Source organism: Nonomuraea sp. NPDC047529 (genome assembly GCF_040642995.1).
Lineage (GTDB): Bacteria > Actinomycetota > Actinomycetes > Streptosporangiales > Streptosporangiaceae > Nonomuraea.
Window position 1 is genome coordinate 18,401 of the sequence record NZ_JBEYTJ010000054.1, and the last position, 26,412, is coordinate 44,812.

Below are 26,412 nucleotides of genomic sequence, written 5' to 3' on the forward strand. Positions count from 1 at the left end.
TAAGGAAGCGTGAATTCGGACAGACAGCCATGAGCGCCTCGGAACACGACTTCGGCGCCTTCGTGGCCGCACGTGCCACGAGCCTGCTGCGGGTCGCCTACCTCGCCTGCGGCGACGAGGCCGAGGCCGAGGACCTGCTGCAGACCGCGCTGGAGCGCACCTACCGGAACTGGGACCGGGTCCGCCACGACAGCCTCGAACCGTACGTGCGCCGGGTCATCGTCAACGCCGCCATCAGCCGGGCCCGCCGCCGGGCGATCCTGCGGATCATCCCGATGCACAGCCCGCCGGACACACCGGATCGCGCGACGGACACCGACCTGCGCCAGGTGCTCATGGACGCGTTGCGCGCCCTGCCACCACGGCAGCGGGCGGTGATCGTCCTGCGGTACTGGGAGGACCTCAGCGAGGCGCAGACCGCCGAGGTCCTCGGTTGCTCGACCGGCACGGTCAAGAGTCAGGCGTCCAAGGCGATGGCCAAGCTTCGGTCGGCCCTCGGACGGGAGACAGTGGAAGGAGTGATCAGGAATGCCCACGCTTGAGGAGGAGCTCCTCCGGCTCATGACGGAGGAGACCGCGCGCCTGCACGCCGCGCCCGACCTGGTGGAGCGGGTGGTGCGCGGGTCCCGGCGCAGGAGGACGCGGAGCCGGATCGCGGCGTTGTCGGCGTCCGTGGCCGTCGTGGCCGCGCCGGTCGCGTACCTGGGGATGGGCGCGGCCACGACGACGGGCGGCGAGGTCACGATCTCCGCGACGCCGGAGCCGCCCGCCATCGACGACGTCCCGCCCCAGCCGTCCGAACCGCCGACCCTCGGCGACCTGGGCGACGGCAAGGCGTTCGGGCACGTCAAGGTGGAGTACCTGCCCGAGCGGCTGATCTGGTCCCGCTGGTCGGTGAACTTCGGCGACAAGTACTCGACTGCCTACGGTTACGAGGGCGACGACTCGGGCTTCTACCGCGTGCAGATCTACATGTACGAGCAGGCGACCGTCGAGGAGGTCGCCGACCGCATCGCGGCCCACCGCGACGAGGGGGAGGGCGAGGAGGTGACCGTCGGCGACCGCACCGGATACCTGGTCGTCCAGGACGTCGGCGAGGACGGCATGAAGGGCACGCCGACCCTGTTCCTCAAGATGGGCGAGCGGCAGTGGGCGGAGATCATGATCAGCCCGGTGTACGCCGGTGAGCTGGGCGACGCCGATGCCGTCACCGCCGAGCTGAGGAGGATCGCCGAAGGGCTCACCTCCACCCTGTGACCGTCTCCGTCCCGCCGGCGGCCGGGCGTGCGCGGCACAATACCTCGGGGGGTATATTGGCGGTGGAGGTGGAGCGAGTGGACATGGACGCGGCCGTCCTGGCCGACGCGCTCACCCGGCTCAAGCGGGCCCACGGCCAGCTCGGCGGGGTGATCGCCATGATCGAGAACGGCGACGACTGCGAGCGGGTGCTGACCCAGCTCGCGGCGGTCTCCAAGGCCCTGGACAGGGCGGGATTCAAGATCATCTCAACCGGCCTGCAGCAGTGTCAGATGGCGCGTGAGCGCGGCGAGGAGCCGTCGATCACGCCGGAGCGGCTGGAGAAGCTGTTCCTGGCCCTGTCCTGATCCCACCCAAGGGCATCCGAAGGCGACGGCGGGGGCCGTACGCCGGAGTATGCCCTTGTTTTTGCCTGACGCATACCCCCTAGGGTATCGCCGGTTAGAAACGTCCCCGACCGGGAACCGACCGTGACGACACGAAGGCGGCGAAGACGATGAGCACGATCCACATCGAGGTGGTGGCGACCTCCTCCCTGGGCGACCGCAGCTACCTGGCCCACGACGGAGACGTCGCCCTGGTCGTGGACCCGCAGCGCGACATCGACCGGATCCTCGGCCTGGCCGGACGTCTCGGCGTACGCATCACCCACGTGGCCGAGACCCACCTGCACAACGACTACGTCTCGGGCGGCCTGGCCCTGGCCAGGGTGACCGGCGCCGCCTATCTGGTGGCCGCCGACGAGAGCGTGCGGTTCGACCGCCGGCCGATCTCCGACGGCGAGGAGGTCGCGCTGTCCGGCGCGATGACCGTCCGGGTGGTGGCCACCCCCGGTCACACCTTCCACCACCTGTCGTACATCCTGACCGGCCCGGACGGCCCCGAGGGCGTCTTCACCGGCGGCTCGCTGCTCTTCGGCACCACCGGGCGCACCGACCTGCTCGGCGCCGAGCACGCCCACACCCTGGCCCACAGCCAGCACAGCTCCGCGCGCCGCCTGGCCGACCTGCTGCCCGACGGCGCCCAGGTGTGGCCCACCCACGGCTTCGGCAGCTTCTGCTCGGCGACGCAGGCCGACGCCCCGGCCTCCACGATCGGCCGCGAGAGGCAGGCCAACCCGGCGCTGCGTCTGGAGGCCGACGACTTCGTCGCCCAGACCCTCGCCGGTCTCGACGCCTACCCCGCGTACTACGCCCACATGGGCCCGCGCAACTCCGAGGGCGGAGACCCGATCGACCTCACGCCCGTCCGGGCCGCCGACCCCGAGGAGCTCAGGAAGCGCATCGAGGCCGGCGAATGGGTGGTCGACCTGCGCTCCCGCAAGGCGTTCGCCAGCCGCCACCTGACCGGCACCCTCAGCTTCGGCCTGGACGGCCCCATGTCCACCTGGCTCGCCTGGATGGCTCCCTGGGGCGCGCCGATCACCCTCCTGGGCGAGGACGCCGGGCAGGTCGCCGCCGCCCAGCGCGAACTGGCCCGCATCGGCGTCGACCGCCCGGCCGCCGCCGCGACCGGCGACCCGGATCAGTGGGCCGGCGGCCACGACGACCGGCTGGGCGAGCTGGCGGTGGCCACGTTCGCCGATCTGGCCGCCGTCCGGGCCGGGCGCGCCCCCGCGCACCTGCCCGCCCCGGACGTCGTGCTGGACGTGCGCATGACCAACGAATGGCGGGCCGGCCACGTCGAGGGCGCCACCCACATCCCCCTGCCCGACCTGCCGCACCGCCTCGCCGACGTGCCCGCCGGCACGGTGTGGACGCACTGCGGCTCCGGCTACCGGGCCGCCGCCGCGACCAGCCTGCTCGCCCGCGCCGGACACCGCGTCGTGCACATCGACGACGCCTACGCGGCGGCCGCCGAAGCGGGCCTGACCATCACCGAGGCCGACGACTGACCCCGACGGCACCGGCACGTCCGGCGCGGCGGTCAGGAGTGGGCGTGGCGGTCGATGCCGAGGGTGGCGATCAGGTCCTCGTGCAGCTCGAACCAGACGCGGTGGCAGGAGTCGACGTCGGTGCGGTCGACCCAGGCGCCCTCCCCGTTGCGGGCCCGGGCCAGGGCGGCGGCGAAGCGGGTGTCGTACCCGCCGAACCGGGTCAGGACGCCGGTGAGCCGTTCGGCGAGCGGCTGGAGCGCGCGGCCGACGACGGAGAGCTCGTGCAGGATCCGGGCGTCCCAGGCGGGGTCGGAGTGGTCGTTGGCGGCGAGCCGGTCGCGGCCGTCCGGGCGCAGCTGCCAGTCGGTGCACGCCTTCAGCAGGAGGGCGTTCAGCGGGAGGAACTCGCGGTAGACGCCGTGGACCTCCTCGGCGCCGCCGACGAGTTCGAGCTCGGCGGCGAGCCGCCGCTCACCCTCGGCCCGACCGGACTCGGTCAGCGACCAGCCGCCGGTGCCGGCGAACGCGGTGTGGCTCACCCAGCCGCGCGCCTCGGCGTCGCGCAGCTCCTCTTCGGTCTCGGCCACGCCGAGCGCGTACCGCCGGGCCAGCACGGGGGTGTCGGCGAAGCCGGTGACGCGTACGGCGTGCAGCACCAGCAGGTCGGGCGCGGAGTTCCTGGTCATGCGCCGGCCTCCGTACGGGCGGTCAGGCGGGTGTAGTGCTGCTGGCACGCCTGCGGCGAGTTGAACCCCATCGCCTCGGCCATCTGCGCCCAGGTCAGCCCGGCGCTGCGGGCGGTGAACAGCAGGGCGGACTCGATCGCCTCGACCTCGGCGCGCGCGGCGGGCAGCAGGGCGAGCGCGCTCAGGGCGTCCTGCTGGTCCAGGTCGGCGTTGCGCCAGACGGCGAACCGGGCCAGGTCGACCGCCGACGGCGGGATGGGCGGCGGTTGCCAGGGACGGGGTTCGAGCCGGTCGGCGCCCAGGTCCAGGAGACGCCGGCGCGCCTCCCTCTCCCTCTGGGCCTGGAGATGGTCGGCCCGCGTGGTGTGAGCCTGGTCGTGGTTGCGTTCCATGCGGGACATGATTCACAATCGGCGGGACATCGTCAACATTTTGTTGAAAGGCGGGGCGGATGACCGTACCCCTCAAGGAGGCCGTGGCCGACACCTGCGGGGGCAAGGGCGGCGCGCTCGGCGCGCTGATCCGGGCCGGGCTGCCGGTTCCCGGCGGCTTCGTGCTCCCGTTCGCCGCCTACCTCGCCGCGGTCGGCGACCTGGACCTCGCGCGGCACGCCGCCGGACCGAACGGGCTCGCCGCGGCGCGGCAGGCGATCGAGGGCCGGCCGGTCCCCGCCGGGGTGGTGGCGGCGCTGGCGGACGGGCTGCGCGCGCTCGGCGACCCGCCGGTGGCCGTGCGGTCGTCGGCGGCCGACGAGGACACCGGCCTGACCTCCGCGGCCGGCATGTACGAGAGCTTCCTCGCCGTACGGGGGGTCGCCGGGGTCACCGAGGCCGTGCGCGCCTGCTGGGCCTCGCTGTTCTCGCCCCGCGCCGCCGTCGGCGACCAGTCGGGCGGCGACCCGATGATGGCCGTCGTCGTCCAGCGGCACCTGGACGCCGAGGTGTCCGGGGTGATGTTCACCCCCGGCGGGCCGGACGAGCCCACCAGGATCGAGGCCTCCTGGGGGCTCGGGCCCAGCGTCGTGGGCGGCACGGTCACCCCCGACTCCTACCGCGTCGCCGGGGACGGATCGGTCGAACGCGCCATCGCCGACAAACGCACCCGGCTCGACCGGGAGGGCGCGCGGCTCGTCGTCCGTGACGTGCCGGCCGGCGTCCGGGGGCGGGCGGCGATCGACGACGCGACCGCCGTCCGGCTCGCCGGGCTGGGCGCGGAGATCGCCGCCCTGCGCGGCGGGCCGCAGGACGTCGAGTGGGCCGTCGCCGACGGCCGCGTCTGGATCCTCCAGGCCCGCCCGGTCACCGCCGCTCCCCCGCTCGCCGACCCGCTCACCCGCGCCGCGGACGGACCGGCCGGGGCGCTCGTCGGGACGCCGGGCAGCCGTGGCGCCGTGACCGGCATCGCGCGGATCGTGCGCGGGCCGGCCGACTTCGCCCGCGTGCTGCCGGGCGACGTGCTCGTCTGCCCCTTCACCGACCCCGCCTGGACGCCGCTGCTGCGCATGGCCGCCGGCGTCGTCACCGAGACCGGCGGCGTGCTCTCCCACGCCGCGATCGTGGCCCGGGAGCACGCCATCCCGGCCGTCCTGGGCGTCCCGGACGCGACCGGCAGGCTCCTGGACGGCACGCTCATCACCGTCGACGGCACCGCCGGCACCGTCACCGCCGCCTGACCGAACACCTGAGAGGAGAGGGGAGCCGGCCCCGCGGGGCGCGCTTCCCGGACATCGATGACGACGCGACACCTCTACCTGGCCCGCCACGGCGCGGCCGACGCGTTCGGGCAGCTCACCGACGCGGGACGGCGGCAGTCGGCCCTGCTGGGCGACCGGCTGGCGGGCATGCCGATCGACGCCGTGTGGCACTCTCCGCTGGCGCGCGCCGCCGAGAGCACGCGCGAGCTGGCCCGGCGCCTTCCGGACGTCCCCGTGGCCGAGGCCGCCGAGCTCGTCGACCACGTGCCGTACGTCCCCGCGCCCGCCGAGACGCCCGCTTCCTGGGCCGGGTACTTCGACGGCTTCGACCGGGCGGAGGCGGCCTCGGGGCGGGCGCTCGCCGACGCCCTGGTCGCCCGCTTCGCCCACGCCCCCGACGGGCCCGCCTCCGACGTGCACGAGGTGCTGGTGACGCACGCCGGTCAGATCGCGTGGCTGGTACGGCACGCGCTGGACGCGCCGTTGCCCCGCTGGCTCGGCCTGAACAGCGCCAACACCGGGCTGACGATCATCGAGTACCGCACCGGACTGCCTCCCACGATGGTGATGTACAACGACCTGAGCCACCTGCCGGCCGACCTCCGCTGGACCGGCTTCCCCCAGGACATGTGGCCCTGAACCCTCCGGTTCCGCCGGTCGGCCCGCCTCCGGACGCGAACCGGCCCGCCGCGGCGACGCGCGACGGGCCGGTCCGGTGGCCGATGGGCCGATGGGCGTCAGGAGATGCTGCGGCCTTCCACGGCGTCCAGCACCAGCGGGCTGGAGCCGGGGTCGCCGCGGACGCCGAAACCGTAGCGGTAACCGGCCCTGACCTCCGGGTCCGACAGCGCCGGCAGGTGTTCCAGCGTGGCCGCGGTCACCAGCTCCCAGCCGGAGCCGGTGTCGGCGTACATGGCGGCCCGCTCGCCCACCAGCGACAGCGCGAAGCGGCCGCCGTCGGGGACGGTCACGCCCTGCTTGACGCCGAAGACCGCGAGCCCGCCCGGCACCTGCGGGCCGCGCACCTCGAAACCGGCGAACTTCTGGCTGTTGACGTAGAACGCCACCACGTCCGTCTTGCCGTCCTTGACCAGGCCCGTGTAGACGGTGTCCATGTCGGCGGAGTCGCCCTGGAACTTCCTGATCGTGATCGCCGTGGCGAACGCCGGGTTGCGCGGCGAGACGCCCGACGACATCAGCCCGAACCAGGACGCCGACGGGTGCCCGGCCGACAGCGCGCCGTCCGCGTACGTCACCTGCGGCAGCTCCTTGTCCTCCGGCAGCACCCGGTGCGCCTGGTAGTCGCCCGCCCGGTCGAAGCCGTCGGCCAGCTCCTGGTTGGCGAAGGCGTCGGGGGCCGGCGGCACGTACGCGGCCTGCGGCGGCAGCCGGAACATCACCCGGTCCGTGTGCCCGAGGTAGGACGCGCACACGACCGGATACTCCTGGTTCGCGGGCGCGTACGCCGTCAGCGCGGTCTCGAACGTGCGGCCCTCGCCGGTGCGCAGGCCGGTCACCCGCAGCGCGGCCGGATCGACGCCCACGCCGTCGCAGGCCGACAGCGTGACCCGTCCGGCCATCGGCAGCACGTCCCGGTTGGTGACGGTGAAGGTGACCTTGGAGCCGATCCTGCCGCGCTCGGCGGTGGACGCGCTCACCTCGACGTTGCGCCGGGCGAGACCGGGCACCGCGGCCGCGGCGAGGCTCAGCCGGTCGATGTCGTACGAGCCCGCCCAGTCGGAGCCGACCGAGCCGCGTACCCACACCTTGACCCGGGAGATCGCGGCGCGCGGGGCCCAGCGGGACAGGTCCAGCGTGAGCCGGTTCCAGCCGAGCGCGGGGTCGATCGTGCCGACGCCCTCCGCCACCGCGCCGCCGCGCCCGTACGCGCGGACCTTGGCGGTGAAGACGTTGCCCGGCTTGAAGCCGTCGTCGGCCTCGGCCGGCACCCGGATCGACACCGACAGCGACGGCGTGCGCGAGGCGTCGAGCGGCTTGTCGAACAGCACGTCGGCGCCCTTGTACGACTTGGCGTACCGCGACCAGCCGGGCAGGTCGCGGTCGAAGCGCACGCGCAGCGCGTGCCCGCCGTCCACGGCCGTCCGCTCGACGGCGGCGGCGTTGTCCGAGGGCCGCCAGCCGCCGGTGTCGGTCTCGAAGCCGGAGATCACCCGCTCGGCCACCGGCTTGGCGTCGAGCTGCGTGCCGGCCACGGCGGGCGGCTTCCTGACGGCCAGCTCGGCGGGGTCGAAGCCGGGGATGACGTCCTTCCAGTCGGAGATGCCGATGATCTTCTTGGCGAACTCGGTCACCTCCAGCGACCGGTCGGTGTCGATGCCGGCGAACACCTCGTGCAGCGGCTTGCGCTCGCCCGCGTTGGAGGGCGCGCTGTGCTCCTCGTCCCACGTCCACAGGCCGAGCCGGAGGCCGCCCTCCTGCTTGTGGTCGACGTGCCGGTGCAGGATGAAGGAGTCGATGCCGTCGGCGAAGGCGATCTTGTAGTAGGCGTAGGCGTAGGCCGCGGCCTGCAGCTCCAGCTCCTTGGCGGAGTAGTCCTGGGAGTTCAGGCCCTGCTCGGAGAGGATCACCCGCCGCCGTTGCCCGTTGTAGGTCAGCTGGTCCTGGGCGAGGTAGCGCGGCAGCAGCTCGATGTTCTTGAACGTGATCCGCAGGGTGTCGAAGCCGTCGGTGGCGGTCTTGTCGTTCCAGAACGCCGGGTTGAACAGGTTCTCCGGGTAGGGGTGGTAGGCGATGTTCCAGTCGAAGTCGCCCTGGCGCTTGGTGAGGGCGTTGAGCCCGTCCACCACGTCGCGGCCCTTGTAGGTGTACTTGGGGTCGTCGTTGGCGGCGCCCGTCCAGAAGTGCGTCAGCGACGTGTAGACGCGGGCGGCGGCGTCGGCCTTGCGCACGGCCTGCCAGGTCAGCCGCATGGCGCGGGCGTACTGGTCGAGGAACACGTCGCGGTCCTGGCGGCCCATGTTGTACCAGAACTGCTGGGCGTCGATCTCGTTGCCGACGATCCAGCCCCACGCCCGGCCGTAGCGGCCGTCGGCCTGGCTGTAGCGCTGGGCGAAGAACTCCATCGCGGCGGTGAAGTACGCCTCGCCCTCGGCGGTCTTGGTGTTGAACGCGTAGACCGTGCCCTTGCCGAGTTCGGCGTCGGGGTGGATGAGCGTGCGGGCGGCGGAGTTGCCCGCGCCGCTGTTGTAGACCAGCACGATCATGTTGACCAGGACGCCGTTGTCCGACAGCGGCTTGACCTGGGCGTCGAGCCCGGCGACGGCGCCGCGGTCGAAGTAGTACGTCTTGCCCTGCGAGACGAACTCGATGGTGTTGCCCGGGGCGCCCGGCCCGGCCATCATGACCGAGTCGAGGGCCAGGTTGATGCCGGCGTGCTGGACGCCGATCTCCTCGGCGTCGTCGGTCATCTGAACCTGCAACCCCTTTTTGCCCGACATTTCGGGATAAGGGGTTTGGTTGGCCGACGCGAAGCTCAGTTCGTCGGCGTAGTGCACCTCTCCCAGCGGGCCGTCCGCGCCCACCGCGAGGAACTTGTCGTAGAGCCGGTCCTGGTCCCCGTCCATCCGAGGCACCTCGACGCGGAACGGGCCCGCCTCGACGGTCGCGACCGGCCGCTCCCCCGTGGTCGAGTCCTGCCAGGTGTCCAGCGCGTACAGCTCGGCCGGGCCCGGGGCGACCCCGGTGACGGTGATCGTGCTCCCGCCGACCTCGACGCCGCTCACCCCACCGGCCGCCGCCGCACGCGCGGCCAGGGCCTGCGCCGGGACGGCCATCATCGGGACGGCCAGCGCCAGAGCCATCAACAATCGCATGTCATCTCCTCCTACTTGGCCCAGTCCTCGTCGCCCCAGGCGTTCTTCTTGATCCCGGCCTCGATGCCGCGCTTCCACCACTTGTCCAGGTCGGCCAGCTCCTCCTCCAGGGACCGCCGGCCGAGCAGGTAACCGTCGAAGACGTCGCGGAAGGAGGTGCCCTCCGGGCCGCCCGGCAGCGCCACCACCCGGAACGGCTTGCCCCACTCGCCCTCCAGCAGCCCGGCGGTCTCGGCCGACGGCTGCACGCCCTCGACGGCGGGCAGGCCGCCGGTCGCGTCCAGCCAGGGCTTGATCGCCGGCGAGCTCATGTACTGCAGGAACTTGACCGCCGCCGCGTACTTCTCGCCCTTGACGGTCGAGGGGATCATGTAGCTGGTGCCGCCGATCGAGGCGCCGTAACGGGCCGGGGCCTCCGACGACAGCGGCGTGCTGTCCTTGGTGATCGTCGGGAACGGCATCGTGCCGAGCGCGAACTTGGCGTCCGTCTTCAGCGCCTCGACGGCGAAGTCGGTGCCCCACGACATGGCGGCCTTGCCCGAGACGAAGTCGCGGTAGCCCACGGTCGCGCCGCCGTCGGCCACGCCCGTCCAGTTGGGGGTGCCGCAGTCGAAGAACTCCTTGTAGATCTTCAGGGACTCGGCGACCTCCGGCGTCTTGGTGGTGAGCGTGCCTTCCTTGATGGCCTTGCTCATCGACTTCTCGGTCACGGTCGGCGCCGTGCCCGGCTTGCCGGTGGCGTCGAAGAAGTTCCAGTCGTCGTGGTACTTGTCGATGAGCTGGGTGCTGACCGCCTCCCACGTCCAGCCGGTGGCCAGGCCGCCCTTGTCGAGGGCGACGGGGTCGAAGCCGGCCGCCTTGAGCTTGGCGCAGGCGCCCTTGAAGTCCGCCCAGGTGGCCGGGGGTTTGTCGAGGCCCGCCTTGGCGAAGGCGTCCTTGTTGTAGAACAGGCCGATGGCGACCAGGTTGAAGGGGATGTACTCCAGCTTGCCGCTCTCCTTGCTCAACGCCTTGGAGACGGCGGGGCCGTAGTACTCCTTCCTGAACACGTCGATCCAGCGCTGGTTGCCCGGCACGTACGGGTTGGGCTTCTGCAGCTCGTCGTCGAGCGCGTGCACCTCGTGGGCCTTGTGCGGCGGCTGGTTGAAGACCAGTTCGGGCGCGGTGCCGGCGGCGAGCTGGGTGGTGATCGTCTGCATGAAGCCGTCGAGGGGCAGGACCTGCGTCTTGACCTCGATGCCGGGCTCGCGCTTCTCGAAGGAGTCGACCAGCGCCTCCCAGGCAGGTCCGAAGCTGCTGCCGCTGGCGTTCCACTGGTTGGGGCCGGCCAGGGTGATCGTCACCTTGCCGCCGCCGTCCTGGGCGGACGTGCCGCCGGTGCCGAGCAGGCCGCAGCCTGTCAGCGCGAGCAGCATGGCCGAGGCCGCCAGCCCGCTCTTGGGGGGTGTTCTCATCGGGGTATGGGTCCTTTCCTTATTGATACGTTTCAATCGCGGCGGCGGCTCACTTGCCGGACACGATGCCGCCCTGGATGCCCGCCAGGAACCACTTGGACAGGAACGTGAACAGCACCACCAAGGGGAGACTGGCCAGGACGTAACCGGCGAACAGCGGGCCCCACTGCTGCACGTTCTGGTTGGCGAAGAAGGCCAGCCCCGCCGGGATCGTCCGGTAGGCATCGGTCTGCACGGTGAGCAGTGGCCAGAAGTAGTCGTTCCACACGCCCAGCACCGTCATCAGCGCCACCGTGCCGATCACCGGCCGGGCCATCGGCAGCATGAAGCCCGCGAACAGCCGGACGCCGCCGGCCCCGTCCACCCGCGCCGCCTCGAAGATCTCCTCGGGGATCTGCGCCATGTACGTGCGCATGACGACGATCCCGAAGACCGTGTTCGCGGTGACGTGCGGGACGATCAGCACCAGCCGGCTGTCCAGGATGCCGAGGTCGCGCATCAGCACGAACAGCGGGATCAGGCTGGTGATCGAGGGCACCATGAGCAGCGCCGCGACCAGCCCGAACAGCGCGTTGCGCCCTGGGAAGCGGTAGCGGGCGAACACGAACGCCGCCGCCGGGGCCAGCAGCATCGTGCCGGCGATGGCCAGCGCCGCCACCACGAACGAGGTGAACAGGTACGGGCTGACCTGCTCCCAGGCCGCCGCGTAGTTGTCCAGGTGGACCGGCCAGGCCGGAGACCAGTAGCTGGCGAAGAACTGCTCGTTGTCCTTGAGCGACGCGGCGAGCATGAACAGGTACGGGAACAGCCCGGCGAAGGCCAGCACCGCCAGCACGCCGCCGGCCACGAGATCGGTCCTGCGGGTCCGGTTCACGACGCCGACCTCCTGCCGAGCGCCAGCGCGACCAGGCTCACCCCGAGGGTCAGCGCGAACAGCACGGTGCCGAGCGCGGCCGCGTACCCCCAGCTGGTGTCCACGAAGGCGGCGTCCAGCATGCGCAGCACCGGCACCTGCGTGGCGTTGTCGGGGCCGCCCTTGGTCATGATGTGGGCCTGCATGCCGTACTGGAGCACCGAGATCACCGCCAGCACGAACAGCAGCTTGACGTCGCGGAACATCATCGGCAGGTCGATGCTCCAGAAGCGGCGCAGCCGGCCGGCGCCGTCCACCTCGGCGGCCTGGTAGATCTCGGCCGGCACGTTCTGCAGCGCCGACAGGAAGACCAGGAACGGCAGGCTCGCCACCCACGGGAAGCCGATCGTCATCAGCGCGGCCAGCGCCGTGGCGGGGTCGCCGATCCAGTTGCCCGCCAGCCCGTCCAGGCCGAGCGCGCGCAGCAGGCTGTTGACGACGCCGTCGCGCGGGTCGTACATGAACTGCCACAGCAGCACGTTGACCACGGCCGGGAAGGCCAGCGGCAGGATGAGCAGGGTGCGGAAGACGAACCGCAGCCGCTCGCTGGACAGCGACATCACCAGCTCGGCGGCCAGCAGCGGGAAGACCCACATGAGCGTGACGGCCCAGACGAAGATGATCCCGGCGTTGCGGAAGGAGGCCCACCACAGGTCGTCGCCGAGCATCGTGAGGTAGTTCTCCAGGCCGACGAACGGCGACTGGAAGCCCGGCCGCCACTCGTAGAGCGAGTGCAGCATGCCGTTGAGGGCGGGGTAGTAGGCGAACGCCGCGAGCAGGGCGAAGGTGGGAAGGAGGACGAGGTAGACGCCCCACGGGATCCGGCGGCGCGCTTTTGTGCTGGTCACGATCGTCAATGCCTCTCAGCCGTCACAGGGTGCGGAACGCGTACGAGCCCGAGCCGACCCGGTAGACCGCGGCCCCGTCGTCGAGGCGGTCGAAGGTTACGCCCTCCGCCTCGCCCGCCGGCCGGCCGCCCTCGGTCACCCGCTCCGGCGGCGCGGGCACGTGCACCTCGGCGCGGGTGTTGGGCGGCACGACGACGTCCAGGGCGAAGCCGCCGTCGGCGAGCCGCCAGGAGATCTCCACCTGGCCGTGCGGGGTGCGGTGGGCGGTCCGCGCCCAGCCGATCCCGCCGCCGGGGCGGGGGCGCACGACGATGTCGGCGTAGCCGGGCGAGCCGGGGGCCAGCCCGCCGACCGTCCGGTACATCCAGTCGCCGACGGCGCCGTAGGCGTAGTGGTTGAAGGAGTTCATGCCGGGGTCGTGCAGCCCGCGGTGGTGGCTCCAGGAGTCCCAGCGCTCCCACATGGTCGTCGCGTCGCCGTGCACGACCGGGTAGAGCCAGGACGGGAAGGTGTCCTGGGTCAGCAGCCGGTAGGCCACGTCCAGCCGTCCGGTCGAGGTGAGCGCGTCCAGCAGGTACGGCGTGCCGAGGAACCCGGTCGACAGGTGGCCGCCGCGCGCCTCGACGTCCCCGGCCAGCCGGGCCGCGGCCCTGGGCAGCTCGTGCTCCTCCAGCAGCCCGGCCGTCACGGCCAGCACGTACGCGGTCTGCGTGCCGCTCGCCACCACGCCGGGACCCTCGACGAAGGCCGCGCGGAAGGCCCGGCGCACGCGTTCGTACAGCTCCAGGCAGGTGCGTTCGTCGGCGTCGCGGCCGAGCGCGGCGGCGAGCCCGGCGAGCTGCCGGGCCGACAGCGCGAAGATCGCCGTGCCGACGAGCCGCTTGGGGGTCTCGGCGCCGATCGACAGCCAGTCGCCGAACCCCTCCTCGGGGAAGACGCCGCCGTCGGAGCGCTGGTCCAGGTAGGCCAGCCAGCGCAGCATCGGCTCGAAGCAGGCCGCGACCACGCCGGCGTCGCCGCGCAGCCGGTGCAGCGCCCACGGCAGCATGATCAGCGCGTCGCCCCAGCCGGGCGAGCCGGCCTCCTTGGGGTTGGGCGACAGGCCGCGGCCCGACAGCACGTCGGGCACCACGTGGGTGACCGCGCCGTCGTCGCCCTGCGCGTCGACCACGTCGGTCAGCCAGCTCCGCAGGAACGCGGCGGCGTCGTAGTTGAACAGCGCGGTCGGGGCGAAGGCCCAGATGTCGCCGGTCCAGCCGAGCCGCTCGTCCCGCTGCGGGCAGTCGGTGGGGACGGCCAGGAAGTTGCCGCGCTGCCCCCACACGATGTTGCGCTGCAACCGGTCGAGCCGCTCGTCGGAGCAGGTGAACTCGCCGGCCGGCTCCATCGCGGCGTGGGCCACCCTGGCCGTGATCGACTCCGGGGCGGCGCGCAGGCCCGACACCTCGGCGTACCGGAAGCCGTGGAAGGTGAATCTGGGCTCGAACGTCTCGGCCTGCTCGCCGCGCGGCAGGAACTCGTCCGTGGCGCGGGCCGAGCGCAGGTTGGCCAGGTGCAGCCCGCCCTCGTGGTCGAGGACCTCGGCGTGCCGCAGCACCACCGGGCGGTCGCGGCCGGCGCGGCCGGTGAGCCGGACCCAGCCGACCAGGTTCTGGCCGAAGTCGGCGATCCACACGCCGGGCCGGGACTCCCACACCGCCACCGGCTCCACCTCCTCGTGCACCCGGATCGGCGGCGCGACGGAGGCGGTCACCCGGCCCGCCGGGGGGCTCACCGGCACCGTGGGCGCCCATCCCGAGTCGTCGAACCCGGCGGCCGTCCAGCCGAGCGGCTCGGCGGCCAGGTCCTGGCGTTCGCCGTTCTGCAGGTCGGCGTAGCGGATCGCGCCGGAGCCCGCGCGCCAGTCGGCGTCGGTGCGCAGCCGGGTGCGGGAGCCGTCCTCGTGCAGGATCTCCAGCTCGGCGCGGAAGGCCAGGCGGCGGCCGTACTGGAAGGAGCCGAACCAGCTGATGTTGCCGGCGTACCAGCCGTCGGCGAGGACCGCGCCGATCGCGTTGCGCCCCTCCGACACCAGCGCCGTCACGTCATAGGTCTGGTACGCGACGCGGTGACGGTAGTCGGTCCAGCCGGGCGCCAGATGGTCGGCGCCGACCCGCGCGCCGTTGAGGTGGATCTCGTAGACGCCGAGCGCGGTGGCGTACAGCCTGGCCCGGCGCACCGGCGACGGCACGCCGAACTCGCGCCGCAGGTACGGGCTGGGCCGGTCGCCGACCGGCTCGCGGCCCAGCGGCGGGTCGCCGTGCAGCCCGACCTCCTCGGCCAGCCGCCAGCCCGCGTCGTCGTGGCCGGGCTGCTCGAAGCCCTCGACCGGCCCGTCCTCGGCCCGCCACCGGCCGCCGGAGGTGACGGTCACCGTGCCCTCGCCCGCCACGGGGACGAGCTGCGGCAGCGCGGGCCGTCCCTCGACCACGACCTCCAGCCGCACGCACAGCCCGGACCCGGCGGCCCTGATCGCGAGCACGTTCTCCCCCGAGGCCACCAGGTCGCCCGCGTCGGCCACGAACGCCCCCTCCCGGAGCTCCCCGGCGACCCGCACCCCGTTGACGTACGCCTCGACCCCGTCGCCGCCGCCGATCACCAGCCACGCCGACAGCGGCCTGGCCCCGCCCGGCACCGAGAACCGCGTCCGGAACGCGCCCACCGGCGACGCCGACGGGCCGAGCGGGCCGGCGACCCAGATGCGCGGCACGTTCTCCAGGGACGGCAACCGCTCGGAGCCGGGCACCACGGGGGTGCCGATCCAGCCCGCCATCCATCCGCCGGCCTCGCCGAGCCCGGTCTCGAACCAGTGCGCGGTGCTCCAACCGGACCACTGGCCGCTCTCGTCGGCCACCTTGACCCGCCACTGGTAGCGCGTCCGGGGCCGCAGCCCGGCGCCGCCGTAGGGGACGTCGAAGGTCGCCGCGGAGGCGACCACGCCGCTGTCCCAGACCAGCTCGGCCTCGTCACCGGCCGGATCGCACTCCCGGGCCACGACCAGCCGGTACGCGCTCTGCGACCGTCCTCGCCCGGCACCGGTGATCCGCCAGGAGAACTCCGGCGCGCTCACGTCGAGGCCCAGCGGTTCGGCCAGTCCTTCGACACGCAGGTCGGTCACGGCGAGATGCATCAAGGGGGCTCCAAGCTAGTTGAAACATTTCAAGCAATGCGCACGGTAGGCACCCCGAGGTACTTCCGTCAATGCCTCTGTTCCAGATGTGCAGGCCAGGGTCGTTTGGCTGAAACATTTCAACCAGTAGACTGGCTCTCTCTGCCAGGTGACCAGAAGGGCTGCCCACCGGTGACCGACATCCACAAGCCGGCCGAGCGCCGGCGGCTCAGCATGGTCGACGTCGCGGCCCATGCCGGCGTGTCCGTGGGAACGGTCTCCAACGTGCTCAACCGGCCCGAACTGGTGGCCGAGCGCACGTTGCGCCGGGTGCGCGCCTCCATCAAGGCGCTCGGCTTCGTGCCCAGCGCGCCCGCCCGGCAACTTCGCGGCGGCTCCGGCCGCTCGGTGGGCGTCCTGGTGCGCGACATCGGCAACCCGTTCTTCACCGAGGTGCTGCCGGGCATCGAGAACCGGCTGTCGCAGGAGCAGCTGCTGCTGGTGTTGTGCAGCTCCGGCGACTCGGCCGAGAAGGAGGCCCACTACCTGCAGATCCTGGAGCAGCACCGGGTGCCCGGCATCCTCATCACGCCCGCCGGGCCCGACATCTCCCATCTGGTGGAGCTGCGCAGGCGCGGGGTCGGCATGGTGCTGCTCGACCGGCCGGGCGCCGACGCCCAGCTCTGCGCGGTGGCGGTCGACAACGTCAGGGGCGGCGAGCTGGCCGGCGCCCACCTGCTGGGGCTCGGCCACCGGCGCATCGCCTTCCTCAACGGGCCGCACATCGTGCGCCAGTGCGCCGACCGGCGGGAGGGGCTGACCAGGGCGGTGCGGGCCGCCGGGCTCGACCCCGACGAGGTGATCACCGAGGTCACGCTGCCCGCGCTGACCCCGCGCGAGGGCGAGGCGGCGCTGGGGCGGCTGCCCGCGCGCAAGGGGCCGACGGCGCTGTTCTGCGTCAACGACACGGTGGCGCTGGGCGCGCTGCGCGGGCTGGAGCGGCGCGGTGTGCGCGTCCCGCACGACATGGCGGTGATGGGCTACGACGACGTCGAGTTCGCCGAGCTGCTGTCGCCGTCGCTGACCTCGGTCCGCCAGCCCAAGCACCAGCTCGGCCAGGCGGCCGCGGAGCTGCTGCTCACCGACGCCCGGGGCGACGTCAACCACTGGCACCAGGAGATCGTCTTCCAGCCGGAGCTCATGGTCAGGGCGTCGACCGTTCCTCAGTGACGTTTCAATTCGGCCTACCGCAGGAAATCGGGTCTTGCCTGGCCGCCTTCTGGGCCTCATTGTTGAGACGTTTAAATCCCAGGAGGTCCCATGCGTTGGGTTGCCCGTCTCGCCGCCGTCCTGTTACTTCTCCTCCCAGCCGCGCCGGCCGTCGCCGCCGCGGCGGCCGCTCTGCCGTACCCGGTCAGGTCCGACTACCGCATCAAGGGCCTGCAACCGGACTTCTGGCCCGACAAGAACGAGATCGCCGGCAACAACGCCGGCGGCGTCGCCATGAACCTCATCTGGGCCGAGTGGGAGCCCAGCGTGAAGACGCCGCCGTGCGCGGCGGGCGCGCAGGAGTTCGACGGCCACTGCTTCACCGTCGGCTCCGCCGTCGACGCCGCCATCAAGGACTGGACCGCCCGCGGTCTCGTCGTCACCGCCGTCGTCTACGGCACGCCGGCCTGGGCCCGCGGAGCCCGTCCCTGCACGCCCGCCGCCGCCGGGTTCGAGAAGTTCTGCGTCCCCGACAACCCCGCCGACTACGGCCGCTTCGCCGGCATGCTGGCCCAGCGCTACGACGGGCAGCACGGCAACGGCCGCATCGCCGACTTCGTCGTCATGAACGAGGTCAACAGCAACACCTGGTTCGACATCGGCTGCGGCCAGGGCACGGCGTGCGGCACGACCGCCTGGCTGGACGCGATCGCCGCCAACTACAACGCCGCCTACGACGCGGTCATGGCCCAGCAGCCCACCGCGAAGGTGCTCACCTCGCTCGACCACCACTTCGGCACCGCCTACGACCAGCCGGCCGCCTCCGACGCGATGTTGTCGGGCATGACCGTGCTCAAGGGCCTGGCGGCGCGGGCCGGCAACCGGGCCTGGCGGGTGGCCTACCACCCCTACCCGCCGAACCTGCTGGCGCCGCAGTTCTCCGCCGACGACTTCCCGAAGGTCACCTACGGCAACATCGGCGTGCTGGTCGGGTGGCTGCGCCAGCAGTTCCCGAACACGCCGTCGGCCTGGCAGGTGCAGCTCACCGAGAGCGGCGTGAACTCGTTGTCGCCCTCGTCCGAGGCCGCGCAGGCGTCGCAGTTGTGCAACTCCTTCCGCAACGTCCTCGGCACGCCGGGCATCGAGAGCTACGTCTGGCACCGCATGAGCGACCACCCGGACGAGACGGCCGCCGGTCTCGGCGTGGGGCTGCGCCGTACCGACGGCTCGGCCAAGCCGGCCTGGTCGACGTGGGCGCTGGCCAACCGCAACGACCTGTCGCCCCCGCAGTTGTCGTGCGGCTTCGAGCTGCTGCCCCACACCCAGCTCCGGCGCGGCTACCAGGCGAGCAAGGGGCACGTGGCCAGCTCCCGGCTGCTGCCGCCCGGCTTCACCCAGGAACGCGTCTGGAAGCTGCTGCGCAACCAGGCGTCCGGCACCGTGCCCCTGTACGAGTGCAAGGTCGGCGCGCACACCTTGCTCACCCGCGACCCGGGCTGCGAGGGGCAGTTCCCGATGGGCCCGGTCGGCCACATCTACACCAGCCAGGTGCCCGGCTCGGTCGCGCTGCACCGGTGCCGCGCCGCGAGCGGCGACCACCTCGTCACGGACCAGGCCGGCTGCGAGGGCCTGATCCACGAGCAGGTCCTCGGCTACGCGCTGACCTGACCTGACCTGACCGGGCCGGTGGCCGTCCCCCATGGCGGCCACCGGCCCGGCGGCTATCCGGCGGCCCGTCCGGTCTTCGTCCCGGCCGGGCCGCGGACCAGGGTGAAGTCGTCGACGTCGAAGTTCGCGCCGGTGAACACCAGGTACAGCCGGGCCGCGCCGGAGGGGACGCCCGTCAGCGCCGTGGAGACGTCGGCGTAGGACTCCCAGCCGCCGGTGTTCGGGACGGTGACCGCGCCGAGCACCGGCCCGGTCGGCGAACCGGAACGGACCTCGAAGCCGCCCGACGGCCCCGGCGAGGCGACCCGGGCTTTGAACGCGGTGACCCCGGTGAGGTCCACGTCGTAGGCCGCCCAGTCGCCCGGGTCGACGTAGCCGAGCACGGTGCCGCCGTGCGCGGGGGTGTGCGGGTAGGTGGCCACGCCGGACGCCTGCGTCCAGGTCTCCGCCTGGACGACGGAGTCCCCGGTGGGCGGCCCGAGGTCCTTGACGCGGATGTTGCGGAAGGACACCTCGTCGCCGTCGCTGTGGTTCTGGAGGCCGATGTGCCCGTTCTTCAGCGAGCGGGCGGGGTCGGTGTTGGTGAAGTCGTTGATCTTCACGCCGTTGAGGAAGACCTGGAGGCGTTCGCCCTCGACCCGGATCTCGTAGGTGTTCCACTCCCCCGGCGGGTTCAGCGCGGCGTCGCGGGCGGCGGTGTCGGCGGCCTTGAAGCCGTAGACCGAGCCGGTGGTCTTCTCCGGGGCGTCGGTGGCGTCGATCTGGATCTCGTAGCCGTTGTTCACCGCCGAGGACGGGTCGGTCGAGGGCGGGAAGCCGACGAAGACGCCGGAGTTGTCGTCGCCGGCCAGCTTCCAGTCGAGCTTGAGCGAGTAGGAGGCGGTGTACTCCTTGGCCTTGTACCAGAACAGGCCCATGCCGCCCTGCGAGGTCAGCGTGCCGCCGGAGTTGGCGAACCCGCCCGGCCCGGCCTGCTCCCAGCCGGTGGTCGAGCCGTTGTAGAGGGTGGTGTAGCCGGTCTCGGGGCGGCAGTCGGCCTTGGCCTGGCCCGTGGCGTAGGCGAGGCCGCCGCGCAGGTGCTGCCGGAAGGCGGGCTCGGCGAAGGACTCCGCGGTGTGCCCGCCGCCGGTGTAGAAGGAGCGTCCCCCGTCGTACGGCTTGCACCAGGCGATCGGGTGGTCGGCGCCCATCGTGCCGCCCGAGTACGTCGACTCGTCCAGGGTCGCCAGGACGTGGGCGCCGGTCCTGGCGTTGGTCCGGTAGTCGTACCACTCGTCGGTGCGCGGCCAGGAGGCGTCCAGGTGGGCGGTGGCCGGGTGCGCCCGGTCCTCGACCTTGACCGTGGCCTTCTGCACCGCCGGGTGGGCGGCGAACCAGGCGCCGACGAGGCCGCCGTACCAGGGCCAGTCGTACTCGGTGTCGGCCGCCGCGTGGATGCCGGCGTAGCCGCCGCCCGCCTTGACGTACGCCTCGAACGCGGCCTGCTGCGTGGCGTCGAGCACGTCGCCGGTGGTGTTGAGGAAGACGACCGCCTTGTAGGCGGCCAGGTTCGCCGCCGTGAACGCCGCCGGGTCCTCGGTGGCGGTCACGGCGAACCCGAGGTCCCTGATCGCCTGGACGCCCGCCGCGATCGAGTCGTGCCGGAACCCGGCCGTCCGGGAGAAGACCAGGACGGCGGAGCCGCCGGCGGCCGGGGTGGCCGTGGTGAACCTCTGCGGCGCGCCGCCGTTGCACGTCCGGATGACGAGCTGGGCCGGGTCGGTGGCGTCGAGGCACTTGCCGAGCGCCTTCAGCGCGCCGCCCTCGGCGGTCCACTTCTGCGCGCCGGTGCCGTTGCAGGTGTAGATCTGCACCTTGGTGCCGTCCGCGCTGTCGGCCCCGGCCACGTCCAGGCACTTGCCGAGCGCCTTGACGGTCTGGCCGTCGATGGTCCAGTTCTGGGCGTTCGTACCGTTGCAGGAGTAGAGCTGGACCTTGGTGCCGTCGGCGGTGGCGGCTCCGGCGACGTCCACGCATCTGCCGTCGGCGGCGTGGATCGGGCCGGTGGCGATCGCCTCCTTGGCCAGGGTGAAGTCGTCGAGGTCGAACAGCGCCCCGGCGCCACCGGTGAAGACCAGGTAGAGCGTGGTGGTCGCGGCCGTCGCGCCGGTCAGCGGGGCCTGCACGTCGGTGAAGGTCTCCCAGCCGCCCGTCACCGGGACGGCGGCCTTGCCGAGCAGCGGCCCGGTCGGCGAGCCGGCGCGTACCTCGATGGAGCCGCCGACGCCGCCGGAGGAGACCCGGGCCCGGAACGTCCTGGCGTCGTCGAGCCGGTAGGGCCTGAAGGCGATCCAGTCGCCGTTGTGCACGTCGCCGACCGTCCTGCCGCCGTGGGCGGCCGCCTTGGAGATCTGCGAGACGCCGGACATCGTCGTGTAGTGCTCGGCCTGGCGGTGGCGCGGTTGCAGGACGTTCTGGGTGTGGGTGGTCAGGCCGCCCTTGTCGGTGTACTCGGCGTCGAAGACGGCGAAGATGTTGGCCGCGTCGTCGTGCTCGCCGTCGACCGGGATCGTCAGCTCGCCCGCGCAGCCGTTCTTGGAGGTGATCTGGTGGCCGTGGCTGTCGTGGCCGAGCACGTACGTCATCCGGACCTTGGCGCAGTCGATCGTGGTGTCCTCGGGGTCGGTCACCCCGATCGTGAAGGGCACGGTGTCGCCCCAGGTGAACAGCGTCCCGGCGGCGGGCGCGCCGATGGTCACGGTGGGGGCGGTGTTGCCGGCCGTGACGACCACACCGGCCGTGCCGGAGTTGCCCTGGGGGTCGCGCACGGTGAGCGTGGCGGAGAACTGTCCCTCGGCGGTGTAGGTCTTGGTGGGGTTCGGGGCGGTGGAGGTGGTGCCGTCGCCGAAGTCCCAGGCGTAGGTGAGCGCGCCGCCCTCGGGGTCGGCGGAGCCGGCGCTGGAGAAGGCCACGGTGAGCGGAAGTTTCCCGGACGTCCTGTCGGCCGTGGCGACCGCGACCGGCGAGCGGTTCCTGTCCTTGATGTACTCGACGCGGTAGAGGGCGGAGTTGGCGTCGCCGCCGAAGTAGCCGGAGCCGTAGTCGAGGACGTAGAGGGCGCCGTCGGGGCCGAACGCCAGGTCCATGACCTGCGTGCCGGTCCAGGGGAAGGCGGCGATCTCGCCGCGGGTGCCGTCGGCGGCCAGGTCGATCGCCTTGATCCACTTGCGGCCGAACTCGCCGGCGAAGAAGTGCCCGTCGAGGTCCTGCGGGAACTTGACGGCGGAGTTCAGGGCGGCGTCGTAGCGGTAGACCGGGCCGCCCATCGGCGACTCCGAGCCGCTGCCGAACTCCGGCGGCGAGCCGGCGTCGCCGCCGTACCTGATCCAGGCGGGCTTGGCGGGCGGGAGCTTGGCCAGGCCGGTGTTGCGCGGCGAGTCGTTGGCCGGGCCGCCGGCGGCGCAGTCGTACTTCTGGCCGGAGGGCCCTGAGGGGAAGGCGTACTCGTTGTAGGTCTCGGCCAGGGTGTTGGTCCCGGTGCAGTACGGCCAGCCGTAGTTGCCGGGGCCGGTGACGCGGTCGAACTCGACCTGCCCGGCGGGCCCGCGGCCCGGGTCGCTGCTGCCGGCGTCGGGGCCGTAGTCGCCGACGTAGACGACGCCGGTGGCCTTGTCCACGGTCATCCTGAACGGGTTGCGGAAGCCCATGGCGTAGATCTCGGGCCTGGTCCTCGCGGTGCCCGGCGGGAAGAGGTTGCCCGAGGGGATCGTGTAGGTGCCGTCCGCCGGATCGACCTTGATGCGCAGGATCTTGCCGCGCAGGTCGTTGGTGTTGCCGGCGCTGCGCTGGGCGTCGTAGACGGGGTTGCGGTCGGGCCGTTCGTCGATGGGGGCGTAGCCGGAGGAGTCGAAGGGGTTGGAGTCGTCGCCGGTGGACAGGTAGAGGTTGCCCTGGGCGTCGAAGTCCATGTCGCCGCCGACGTGGCAGCACATGCCGCGGTCGGCGGCCACGTCGAGCACGGTCCGCTGCGAGGCCAGGTCGAGCGTCCAGTCGGGCTTGACGGTGAACCTGGCCAGGCGGTTGACGCCCTGCCAGGCCGACCAGTCGGTGCCGGTCGCGGGCGCGTCGCCGGACGGCGTGCTCAGTCGGGGGGCGTAGTAGAGGTAGATGGTCCGGTTGGTGGCGAAGCCGGGGTCCACGGCGACGCCCTGTAACCCCTCCTCGTCGTGGGTGTAGACGGACAGCGTGCCGACCACGCCGGTCTGTCCCCGCGCGTCGGTGCGGCGCAGCGTGCCGTCGCGCGCGGTGTGCAGCACCGACAGGTCCGGCAGCACCGCCATGGTCATCGGCTCGCCCATCTCGGCGACGCCCTTGGCCAGCTCGACGCGCTGGTAGTCGGCGGGGTCGATGGCGGCGTGGGCCCGGGCGGGCGGGGCGGCCACGGTGAGCACGACCGTGCCCGACATGGCCAGGATCAGGGCGCTGGTCCGCGCCGTCCATCGGGACAGGCGGGTGGATCCGCTGGGGGGCATCGCGGAGGTTCCCTTTCCGTGGGGGGTGGGCCGGGAAGGAGGGTTCCATTGGCGGACGATCGAAGAACCTTCGTAGCTCGGGACATTAGATCTCACTTTTGATGATTGTCAACGAAAGTCTGTTAAGTCCTAGACGTAACGGGTTGACGCCCTGGCCGGAACGGCGAAGCCCCGCCCTGCGCGACGGACGCGGGGCGGGGCTTCGGGCGTGGACGTCAGCCGGCGAGGGCGCTGTCCACCGCCTCCGGGGCCAGGACGTGCTCCAGCACCATGACGGCCGCCCCGATGACGCCGGCCCGGTCGCCCAGCTCGCTGACCTGGATGCGCAGGTGCTGGGTGGCCAGCGGGAGCGAACGTTTGTAGATGGCCTCGCGGACGCCCGCGAGCAGGTGCTCGCCGGCGTCGGCCAGGTCGCCGCCGATCACGATGGCGGCCGGGTTGAAGAAGTTCACGATCGTGGCCAGCACGTCGCCGATCTCCCGACCGGCCTGCCGGACGAGCTGGGCGGCGTCGCGGTTGCCCGCGCGCAGCAGCGCGACGACGTCCCGGCCGCCGGTGGCGGGCACGCCCGTCGCCGCGATCCGGGCGGCCAGCGCGGCCCCGCCCGCCAGGGCCTCCAGGCAGCCCACGTTGCCGCAGTGGCACAGCACGTCGTCGTCGGCGGTGGCGACGCGGATGTGCCCGATGTCGCCCGCCGCGCCCTGGGCGCCCCGGTGGAGGCGGCCGTCGGAGATCACGCCGCAGCCGATGCCCGTGCCGATCTTGACGAAGACGAGCTGGCCGGTCTGCTGCCGCCCGGCGCGGTGCTCGCCGAGCGCCATGATGTTGACGTCGTTGTCCACGAGGACCGGCACGCCCAGCCGCTCCCCCAGCCACTCCGGCACCGGGAAGCGGTCCCAGCCGGGCATGAGCGGCGGGTTGACCGGGCGCCCGGTCGAGTACTCGACCGGGCCCGGCAGGCCGATGCCCGCCCCGCACACGTCGGCCAGGTCGCGCCCGCTCTCGTCGAGCAGGTCGGTGAACGTCCGGGCGAGCCGCCCGAGCGCCGCCTCCGGGCCCCGATCGATCGGCGCGTCGGCGGTGCGCTCGGCCAGCACCGTGCCGCCGAGGTCGGTGATCGCGACCCGCTCGTGCATGACGCCCAGGTCGGCGGCGAGGACGAGCCGCGCGGTGCGGTTGAAGGCGAACATGGCCGCCGGCCGCCCGCCCGAGGAGACGACGTCGTCGGCGGGCAGCACCCAGCGGTGCCGCAGCAGCGCGTCGAGGCGCAGGGACACGGTGGACCTGGCCAGGCCGGTGAGCTGGACCAGCTCGGTCCGGGTGCGCGGAGGCCCTTCCCGCAGCAGGGAGAGCAGCGCGCCGGCCCCCGCCGTCGCGCCGTTGAGCGTGTCCAGAGTCAACACCAGCCTCTCCGCCGATGACGGCAGCCACTTCAGAGGACCCCAAGTCTATCTTCGACGGCTGGAGACTGACTTATGACCGCGCGTCGGCATAAGTCCTCGGGCCCGGCGGACGGTCAGGTCGCCAGCGGGAGCCTCAGGACGAAGCGGGCGCCGCCCTGATGGTCGGCCACGAAGAGGTCGCCTCCGTAGGCGTGGGCGATCTCGCGGGCGATGGGCAGGCCGAAGCCGGAGCCGCCGGCGTCCAGCGAGCGCGCCTGCTCCTCGCGGTACAGCCGGTGGAAGATGCGTTCCCGCTCCTCGGGCGGGATGCCGGGCCCGTCGTCGAGCACCTCCAGGACGGCGTACGGCGGCGCGGCGGCGACCACGAACTCGATCCTGCTGGTGGTGTGGCGCTCGGCGTTGGCCACCAGGTTGGACAGCAGCCGGGCCAGCCGCACCCGCGAGGCGCGGACCACCACGTTCTCCTCCAGCCGCGTCAGGACGGACGCGCTCGGCGGGTGGGCGTCCAGCTCCTCCACGACCAGGCGGGCGAGGTCGACGAGGTCGGCGCCGGGCGGCGGGGCCGTGTAGAGGCGGGCCAGGGCGAGCAGGTCGCCGACGATGTCGTTGAGGCGTTCGGCGTCGCGGTGCAGGCTGTGCAGAGTGCGGCGGAGGTCGGCGCCGGGGTCGGACAGGGCCTCCTCCAGCTCGGTCAGCAGGCCGGCGATCGGGTTGCGCAGGTCGTGGGCGGCGTCGAAGACGAACCGCTGCTGGTGCTCGATCGTCTCGTGCAGCATCGAGACCTTCTGCTGCTCCTGGCGGTAGGCCTGGTGGAGCAGCGCGTTGGGCTTCAGCGGCCCGGAGACCCGGCCGCCGGTGGGGCCCGGCGCGGCACGCCGGGATTCGAGCGGGCCGCTGACCTCCCCGAAGACGACGACGATCTCCTTCACGTCCCCCGACGGGTCGAGCACCGGGGCCTGCGTGAGGCGCCAGTGGCGCTGGTCGGGCGGGTCCCAGTCGTCCCGCAGCAGCGGCACGACGTCGCCGACGCCGACGCCGGCCACCCGCTCCAGCGAGGCACGCACCTTCGCCGCCCCGGACGCGCTCAGGTCCGCCAGGACCGGGGCCTCGCCCAGCAGGGCGCGGCCGATGACCTCCGTCCGGTCCTGGCCGGTCATCCGCAGGTAGGCGTCGTTGACGGCGAGCACGACCTGGCCGCGGGTGAGCACCATGCAGGGGCACGGCAGTGCCTCGAATGCCGCCTGGTAGTCGACCGACGCTCCCATCACGGGTCCCCCTCAGCCGCCATCTACCCCCACCGGGCCTGTGACATGCGGAAACGCGACAGAGTTGTCATTCTCATTCTCGATAGTGATAACGTCTGGCGTGTGACGACCTCGACAGAGCGCTGGGCCGAGCTGGCGCTGCATCCCGTGCGGATCCGCATCCTGCGCGCCGTCGCCGGGGGCCGCCGTACGGCCTCCGACCTGGCGGGCCTGCTGCCCGACGTGCCGCAGGCGACGCTCTACCGGCAGATCGCGACGCTGGCCAAGGCCGGGATGCTGGAGGTGGTCGAGGAGCACAAGGTCGGCGGAGCGACCGAACGGGTGTACGCGGTGCCCGAGGGCGGCCTGACGCCGTCCCCCGAGGCGCTGGCGACGGCGACGGCGGAGGACCACGCCCGGTGGTTCACCGCGTTCGCCGGGAGCCTGCTGTCGGAGTTCTCCCGCTATCTCGACCGGGAGCGCGTCGATCTGGCCGCCGACGGCGCCGGCTACCAGCAGATGGTGCTCCACCTGGACGACGAGGAGTTCGTCGCCTTCGCCCAGGGATTCGCCGAACTGGTGCGGCCCCTGCTGGCGAACGAGCCGGGAGGGGGGCGTACGCCGCGCTTGCTGGCGACGGTCCTGCTCCCCCTGAAGGAAGGCTGAGCT

At 72.6% G+C, this 26,412-nt stretch carries 19 protein-coding genes; 9 read left to right on the plus strand and 10 right to left on the minus strand.

Annotated features, from left to right (window positions below):
* Positions 1-29 precede the first annotated feature (29 nt).
* From ABZ815_RS47245 to ABZ815_RS47260, 4 genes are all read left to right on the plus strand, one after another.
* Positions 30-542 carry a SigE family RNA polymerase sigma factor gene (locus ABZ815_RS47245; protein WP_357708456.1) on the plus strand — a complete coding sequence of 171 codons (513 nt, stop codon included), beginning with the start codon at positions 30-32 and terminating at the stop codon, positions 540-542.
* Entirely contained in the window at positions 529-1,257 is a 729-nt protein-coding gene (locus tag ABZ815_RS47250) for a hypothetical protein (RefSeq protein ID WP_357708457.1), read from the plus strand. Before ABZ815_RS47245 ends, ABZ815_RS47250 begins: the two co-directional genes overlap by 14 nt.
* A gap of 77 nt (positions 1,258-1,334) precedes the next feature.
* Positions 1,335-1,604, plus strand: coding sequence for a metal-sensitive transcriptional regulator (locus tag ABZ815_RS47255; protein WP_357708511.1), 270 nt, complete (start codon positions 1,335-1,337; stop codon positions 1,602-1,604).
* Between the two features lie 149 nt (positions 1,605-1,753).
* The gene (locus ABZ815_RS47260) at positions 1,754-3,151 is read left to right on the plus strand and encodes an MBL fold metallo-hydrolase (RefSeq protein WP_357708459.1); all 1,398 of its coding nucleotides are present in this window, start codon (positions 1,754-1,756) and stop codon (positions 3,149-3,151) included.
* A 32-nt stretch (positions 3,152-3,183) separates the two neighbouring features.
* On the opposite strand, the gene ABZ815_RS47265 is transcribed toward ABZ815_RS47260, so the two are convergent.
* Complete coding sequence (locus ABZ815_RS47265; RefSeq protein WP_357708460.1) at positions 3,184-3,819, minus strand: transcriptional regulator; 636 nt, start codon at positions 3,817-3,819, stop codon at positions 3,184-3,186.
* Entirely contained in the window at positions 3,816-4,211 is a 396-nt protein-coding gene (locus tag ABZ815_RS47270) for a DNA-binding protein (protein ID WP_357708461.1), read from the minus strand. The genes ABZ815_RS47265 and ABZ815_RS47270 overlap by 4 nt, the downstream gene beginning before the upstream one ends.
* Before the next feature lie 59 nt (positions 4,212-4,270).
* On the opposite strand from ABZ815_RS47270, the gene ABZ815_RS47275 reads away from it, so the two are divergent.
* Together ABZ815_RS47275 and ABZ815_RS47280 are read left to right on the plus strand one after the other, a co-directional pair.
* The gene (locus tag ABZ815_RS47275; RefSeq protein WP_357708463.1) at positions 4,271-5,491 is read left to right on the plus strand and encodes a PEP/pyruvate-binding domain-containing protein; all 1,221 of its coding nucleotides are present in this window, start codon (positions 4,271-4,273) and stop codon (positions 5,489-5,491) included.
* Between the two features lie 57 nt (positions 5,492-5,548).
* Positions 5,549-6,151, plus strand: coding sequence for a histidine phosphatase family protein (locus ABZ815_RS47280; RefSeq protein ID WP_357708464.1), 603 nt, complete (start codon positions 5,549-5,551; stop codon positions 6,149-6,151).
* Between the two features lie 98 nt (positions 6,152-6,249).
* Here ABZ815_RS47280 and ABZ815_RS47285 read toward each other — a convergent pair whose 3' ends face one another.
* Genes ABZ815_RS47285 through ABZ815_RS47305 form a run of 5 tightly spaced genes read right to left on the minus strand, consistent with a single transcriptional unit; the run spans position 6,250 to position 15,729 of the window.
* On the minus strand, positions 6,250-9,345 hold the full coding sequence (locus ABZ815_RS47285) for a DUF5722 domain-containing protein (protein ID WP_357708465.1): 3,096 nt from the start codon (positions 9,343-9,345) through the stop codon (positions 6,250-6,252).
* Positions 9,346-9,356: 11 nt separating this feature from the next.
* A complete protein-coding gene (locus tag ABZ815_RS47290) occupies positions 9,357-10,799 on the minus strand; it encodes an extracellular solute-binding protein (protein WP_357708467.1) in 1,443 nt (480 codons plus the stop codon).
* Positions 10,800-10,848: 49 nt separating this feature from the next.
* Positions 10,849-11,673: a carbohydrate ABC transporter permease gene (locus tag ABZ815_RS47295; RefSeq protein ID WP_357708469.1), complete on the minus strand. Its 825-nt coding sequence runs from the start codon at positions 11,671-11,673 to the stop codon at positions 10,849-10,851.
* Complete coding sequence (locus ABZ815_RS47300; RefSeq protein WP_357708470.1) at positions 11,670-12,560, minus strand: sugar ABC transporter permease; 891 nt, start codon at positions 12,558-12,560, stop codon at positions 11,670-11,672. Before ABZ815_RS47300 ends, ABZ815_RS47295 begins: the two co-directional genes overlap by 4 nt.
* Before the next feature lie 22 nt (positions 12,561-12,582).
* A complete protein-coding gene (locus tag ABZ815_RS47305; RefSeq protein WP_357708472.1) occupies positions 12,583-15,729 on the minus strand; it encodes a family 78 glycoside hydrolase catalytic domain in 3,147 nt (1,048 codons plus the stop codon).
* Between the two features lie 171 nt (positions 15,730-15,900).
* Between ABZ815_RS47305 and ABZ815_RS47310 the strand changes: the two genes are divergently transcribed.
* Together ABZ815_RS47310 and ABZ815_RS47315 are read left to right on the plus strand one after the other, a co-directional pair.
* Positions 15,901-16,938 carry a LacI family DNA-binding transcriptional regulator gene (locus ABZ815_RS47310; RefSeq protein ID WP_357708474.1) on the plus strand — a complete coding sequence of 346 codons (1,038 nt, stop codon included), beginning with the start codon at positions 15,901-15,903 and terminating at the stop codon, positions 16,936-16,938.
* A 90-nt stretch (positions 16,939-17,028) separates the two neighbouring features.
* Positions 17,029-18,585: a DUF5722 domain-containing protein gene (locus ABZ815_RS47315; protein ID WP_357708477.1), complete on the plus strand. Its 1,557-nt coding sequence runs from the start codon at positions 17,029-17,031 to the stop codon at positions 18,583-18,585.
* A 53-nt stretch (positions 18,586-18,638) separates the two neighbouring features.
* Here the strand turns inward: ABZ815_RS47315 and ABZ815_RS47320 are convergent, their stop codons facing one another.
* From ABZ815_RS47320 to ABZ815_RS47330, 3 genes are all read right to left on the minus strand, one after another.
* A complete protein-coding gene (locus ABZ815_RS47320; RefSeq protein ID WP_357708479.1) occupies positions 18,639-23,096 on the minus strand; it encodes a ThuA domain-containing protein in 4,458 nt (1,485 codons plus the stop codon).
* Between the two features lie 215 nt (positions 23,097-23,311).
* Positions 23,312-24,499: an ROK family transcriptional regulator gene (locus tag ABZ815_RS47325; RefSeq protein WP_357708482.1), complete on the minus strand. Its 1,188-nt coding sequence runs from the start codon at positions 24,497-24,499 to the stop codon at positions 23,312-23,314.
* Between the two features lie 113 nt (positions 24,500-24,612).
* Positions 24,613-25,764: an ATP-binding protein gene (locus ABZ815_RS47330; protein WP_357708513.1), complete on the minus strand. Its 1,152-nt coding sequence runs from the start codon at positions 25,762-25,764 to the stop codon at positions 24,613-24,615.
* Positions 25,765-25,866: 102 nt separating this feature from the next.
* Between ABZ815_RS47330 and ABZ815_RS47335 the strand changes: the two genes are divergently transcribed.
* Positions 25,867-26,409 (plus strand): helix-turn-helix domain-containing protein, encoded by a 543-nt coding sequence (locus ABZ815_RS47335; RefSeq protein ID WP_357708484.1) that lies wholly within the window; start codon positions 25,867-25,869, stop codon positions 26,407-26,409.
* Positions 26,410-26,412: the final 3 nt, after the last annotated feature.

Coding starts and splice junctions, on each gene's coding strand:
- ABZ815_RS47245 (WP_357708456.1), top strand. CDS start 30: ATGAGCGCCTCGGAACACGACTTCGGCGCCTTCGTGGCCGCACGTGCC.
- ABZ815_RS47305 (WP_357708472.1), bottom strand. CDS start 15,729: ATGCATCTCGCCGTGACCGACCTGCGTGTCGAAGGACTGGCCGAACCG.
- ABZ815_RS47280 (WP_357708464.1), top strand. CDS start 5,549: ATGACGACGCGACACCTCTACCTGGCCCGCCACGGCGCGGCCGACGCG.
- ABZ815_RS47320 (WP_357708479.1), bottom strand. CDS start 23,096: ATGCCCCCCAGCGGATCCACCCGCCTGTCCCGATGGACGGCGCGGACC.
- ABZ815_RS47260 (WP_357708459.1), top strand. CDS start 1,754: ATGAGCACGATCCACATCGAGGTGGTGGCGACCTCCTCCCTGGGCGAC.
- ABZ815_RS47285 (WP_357708465.1), bottom strand. CDS start 9,345: ATGCGATTGTTGATGGCTCTGGCGCTGGCCGTCCCGATGATGGCCGTC.
- ABZ815_RS47290 (WP_357708467.1), bottom strand. CDS start 10,799: ATGAGAACACCCCCCAAGAGCGGGCTGGCGGCCTCGGCCATGCTGCTC.
- ABZ815_RS47315 (WP_357708477.1), top strand. CDS start 17,029: ATGCGTTGGGTTGCCCGTCTCGCCGCCGTCCTGTTACTTCTCCTCCCA.
- ABZ815_RS47250 (WP_357708457.1), top strand. CDS start 529: ATGCCCACGCTTGAGGAGGAGCTCCTCCGGCTCATGACGGAGGAGACC.
- ABZ815_RS47270 (WP_357708461.1), bottom strand. CDS start 4,211: ATGGAACGCAACCACGACCAGGCTCACACCACGCGGGCCGACCATCTC.
- ABZ815_RS47265 (WP_357708460.1), bottom strand. CDS start 3,819: ATGACCAGGAACTCCGCGCCCGACCTGCTGGTGCTGCACGCCGTACGC.
- ABZ815_RS47275 (WP_357708463.1), top strand. CDS start 4,271: ATGACCGTACCCCTCAAGGAGGCCGTGGCCGACACCTGCGGGGGCAAG.
- ABZ815_RS47330 (WP_357708513.1), bottom strand. CDS start 25,764: ATGGGAGCGTCGGTCGACTACCAGGCGGCATTCGAGGCACTGCCGTGC.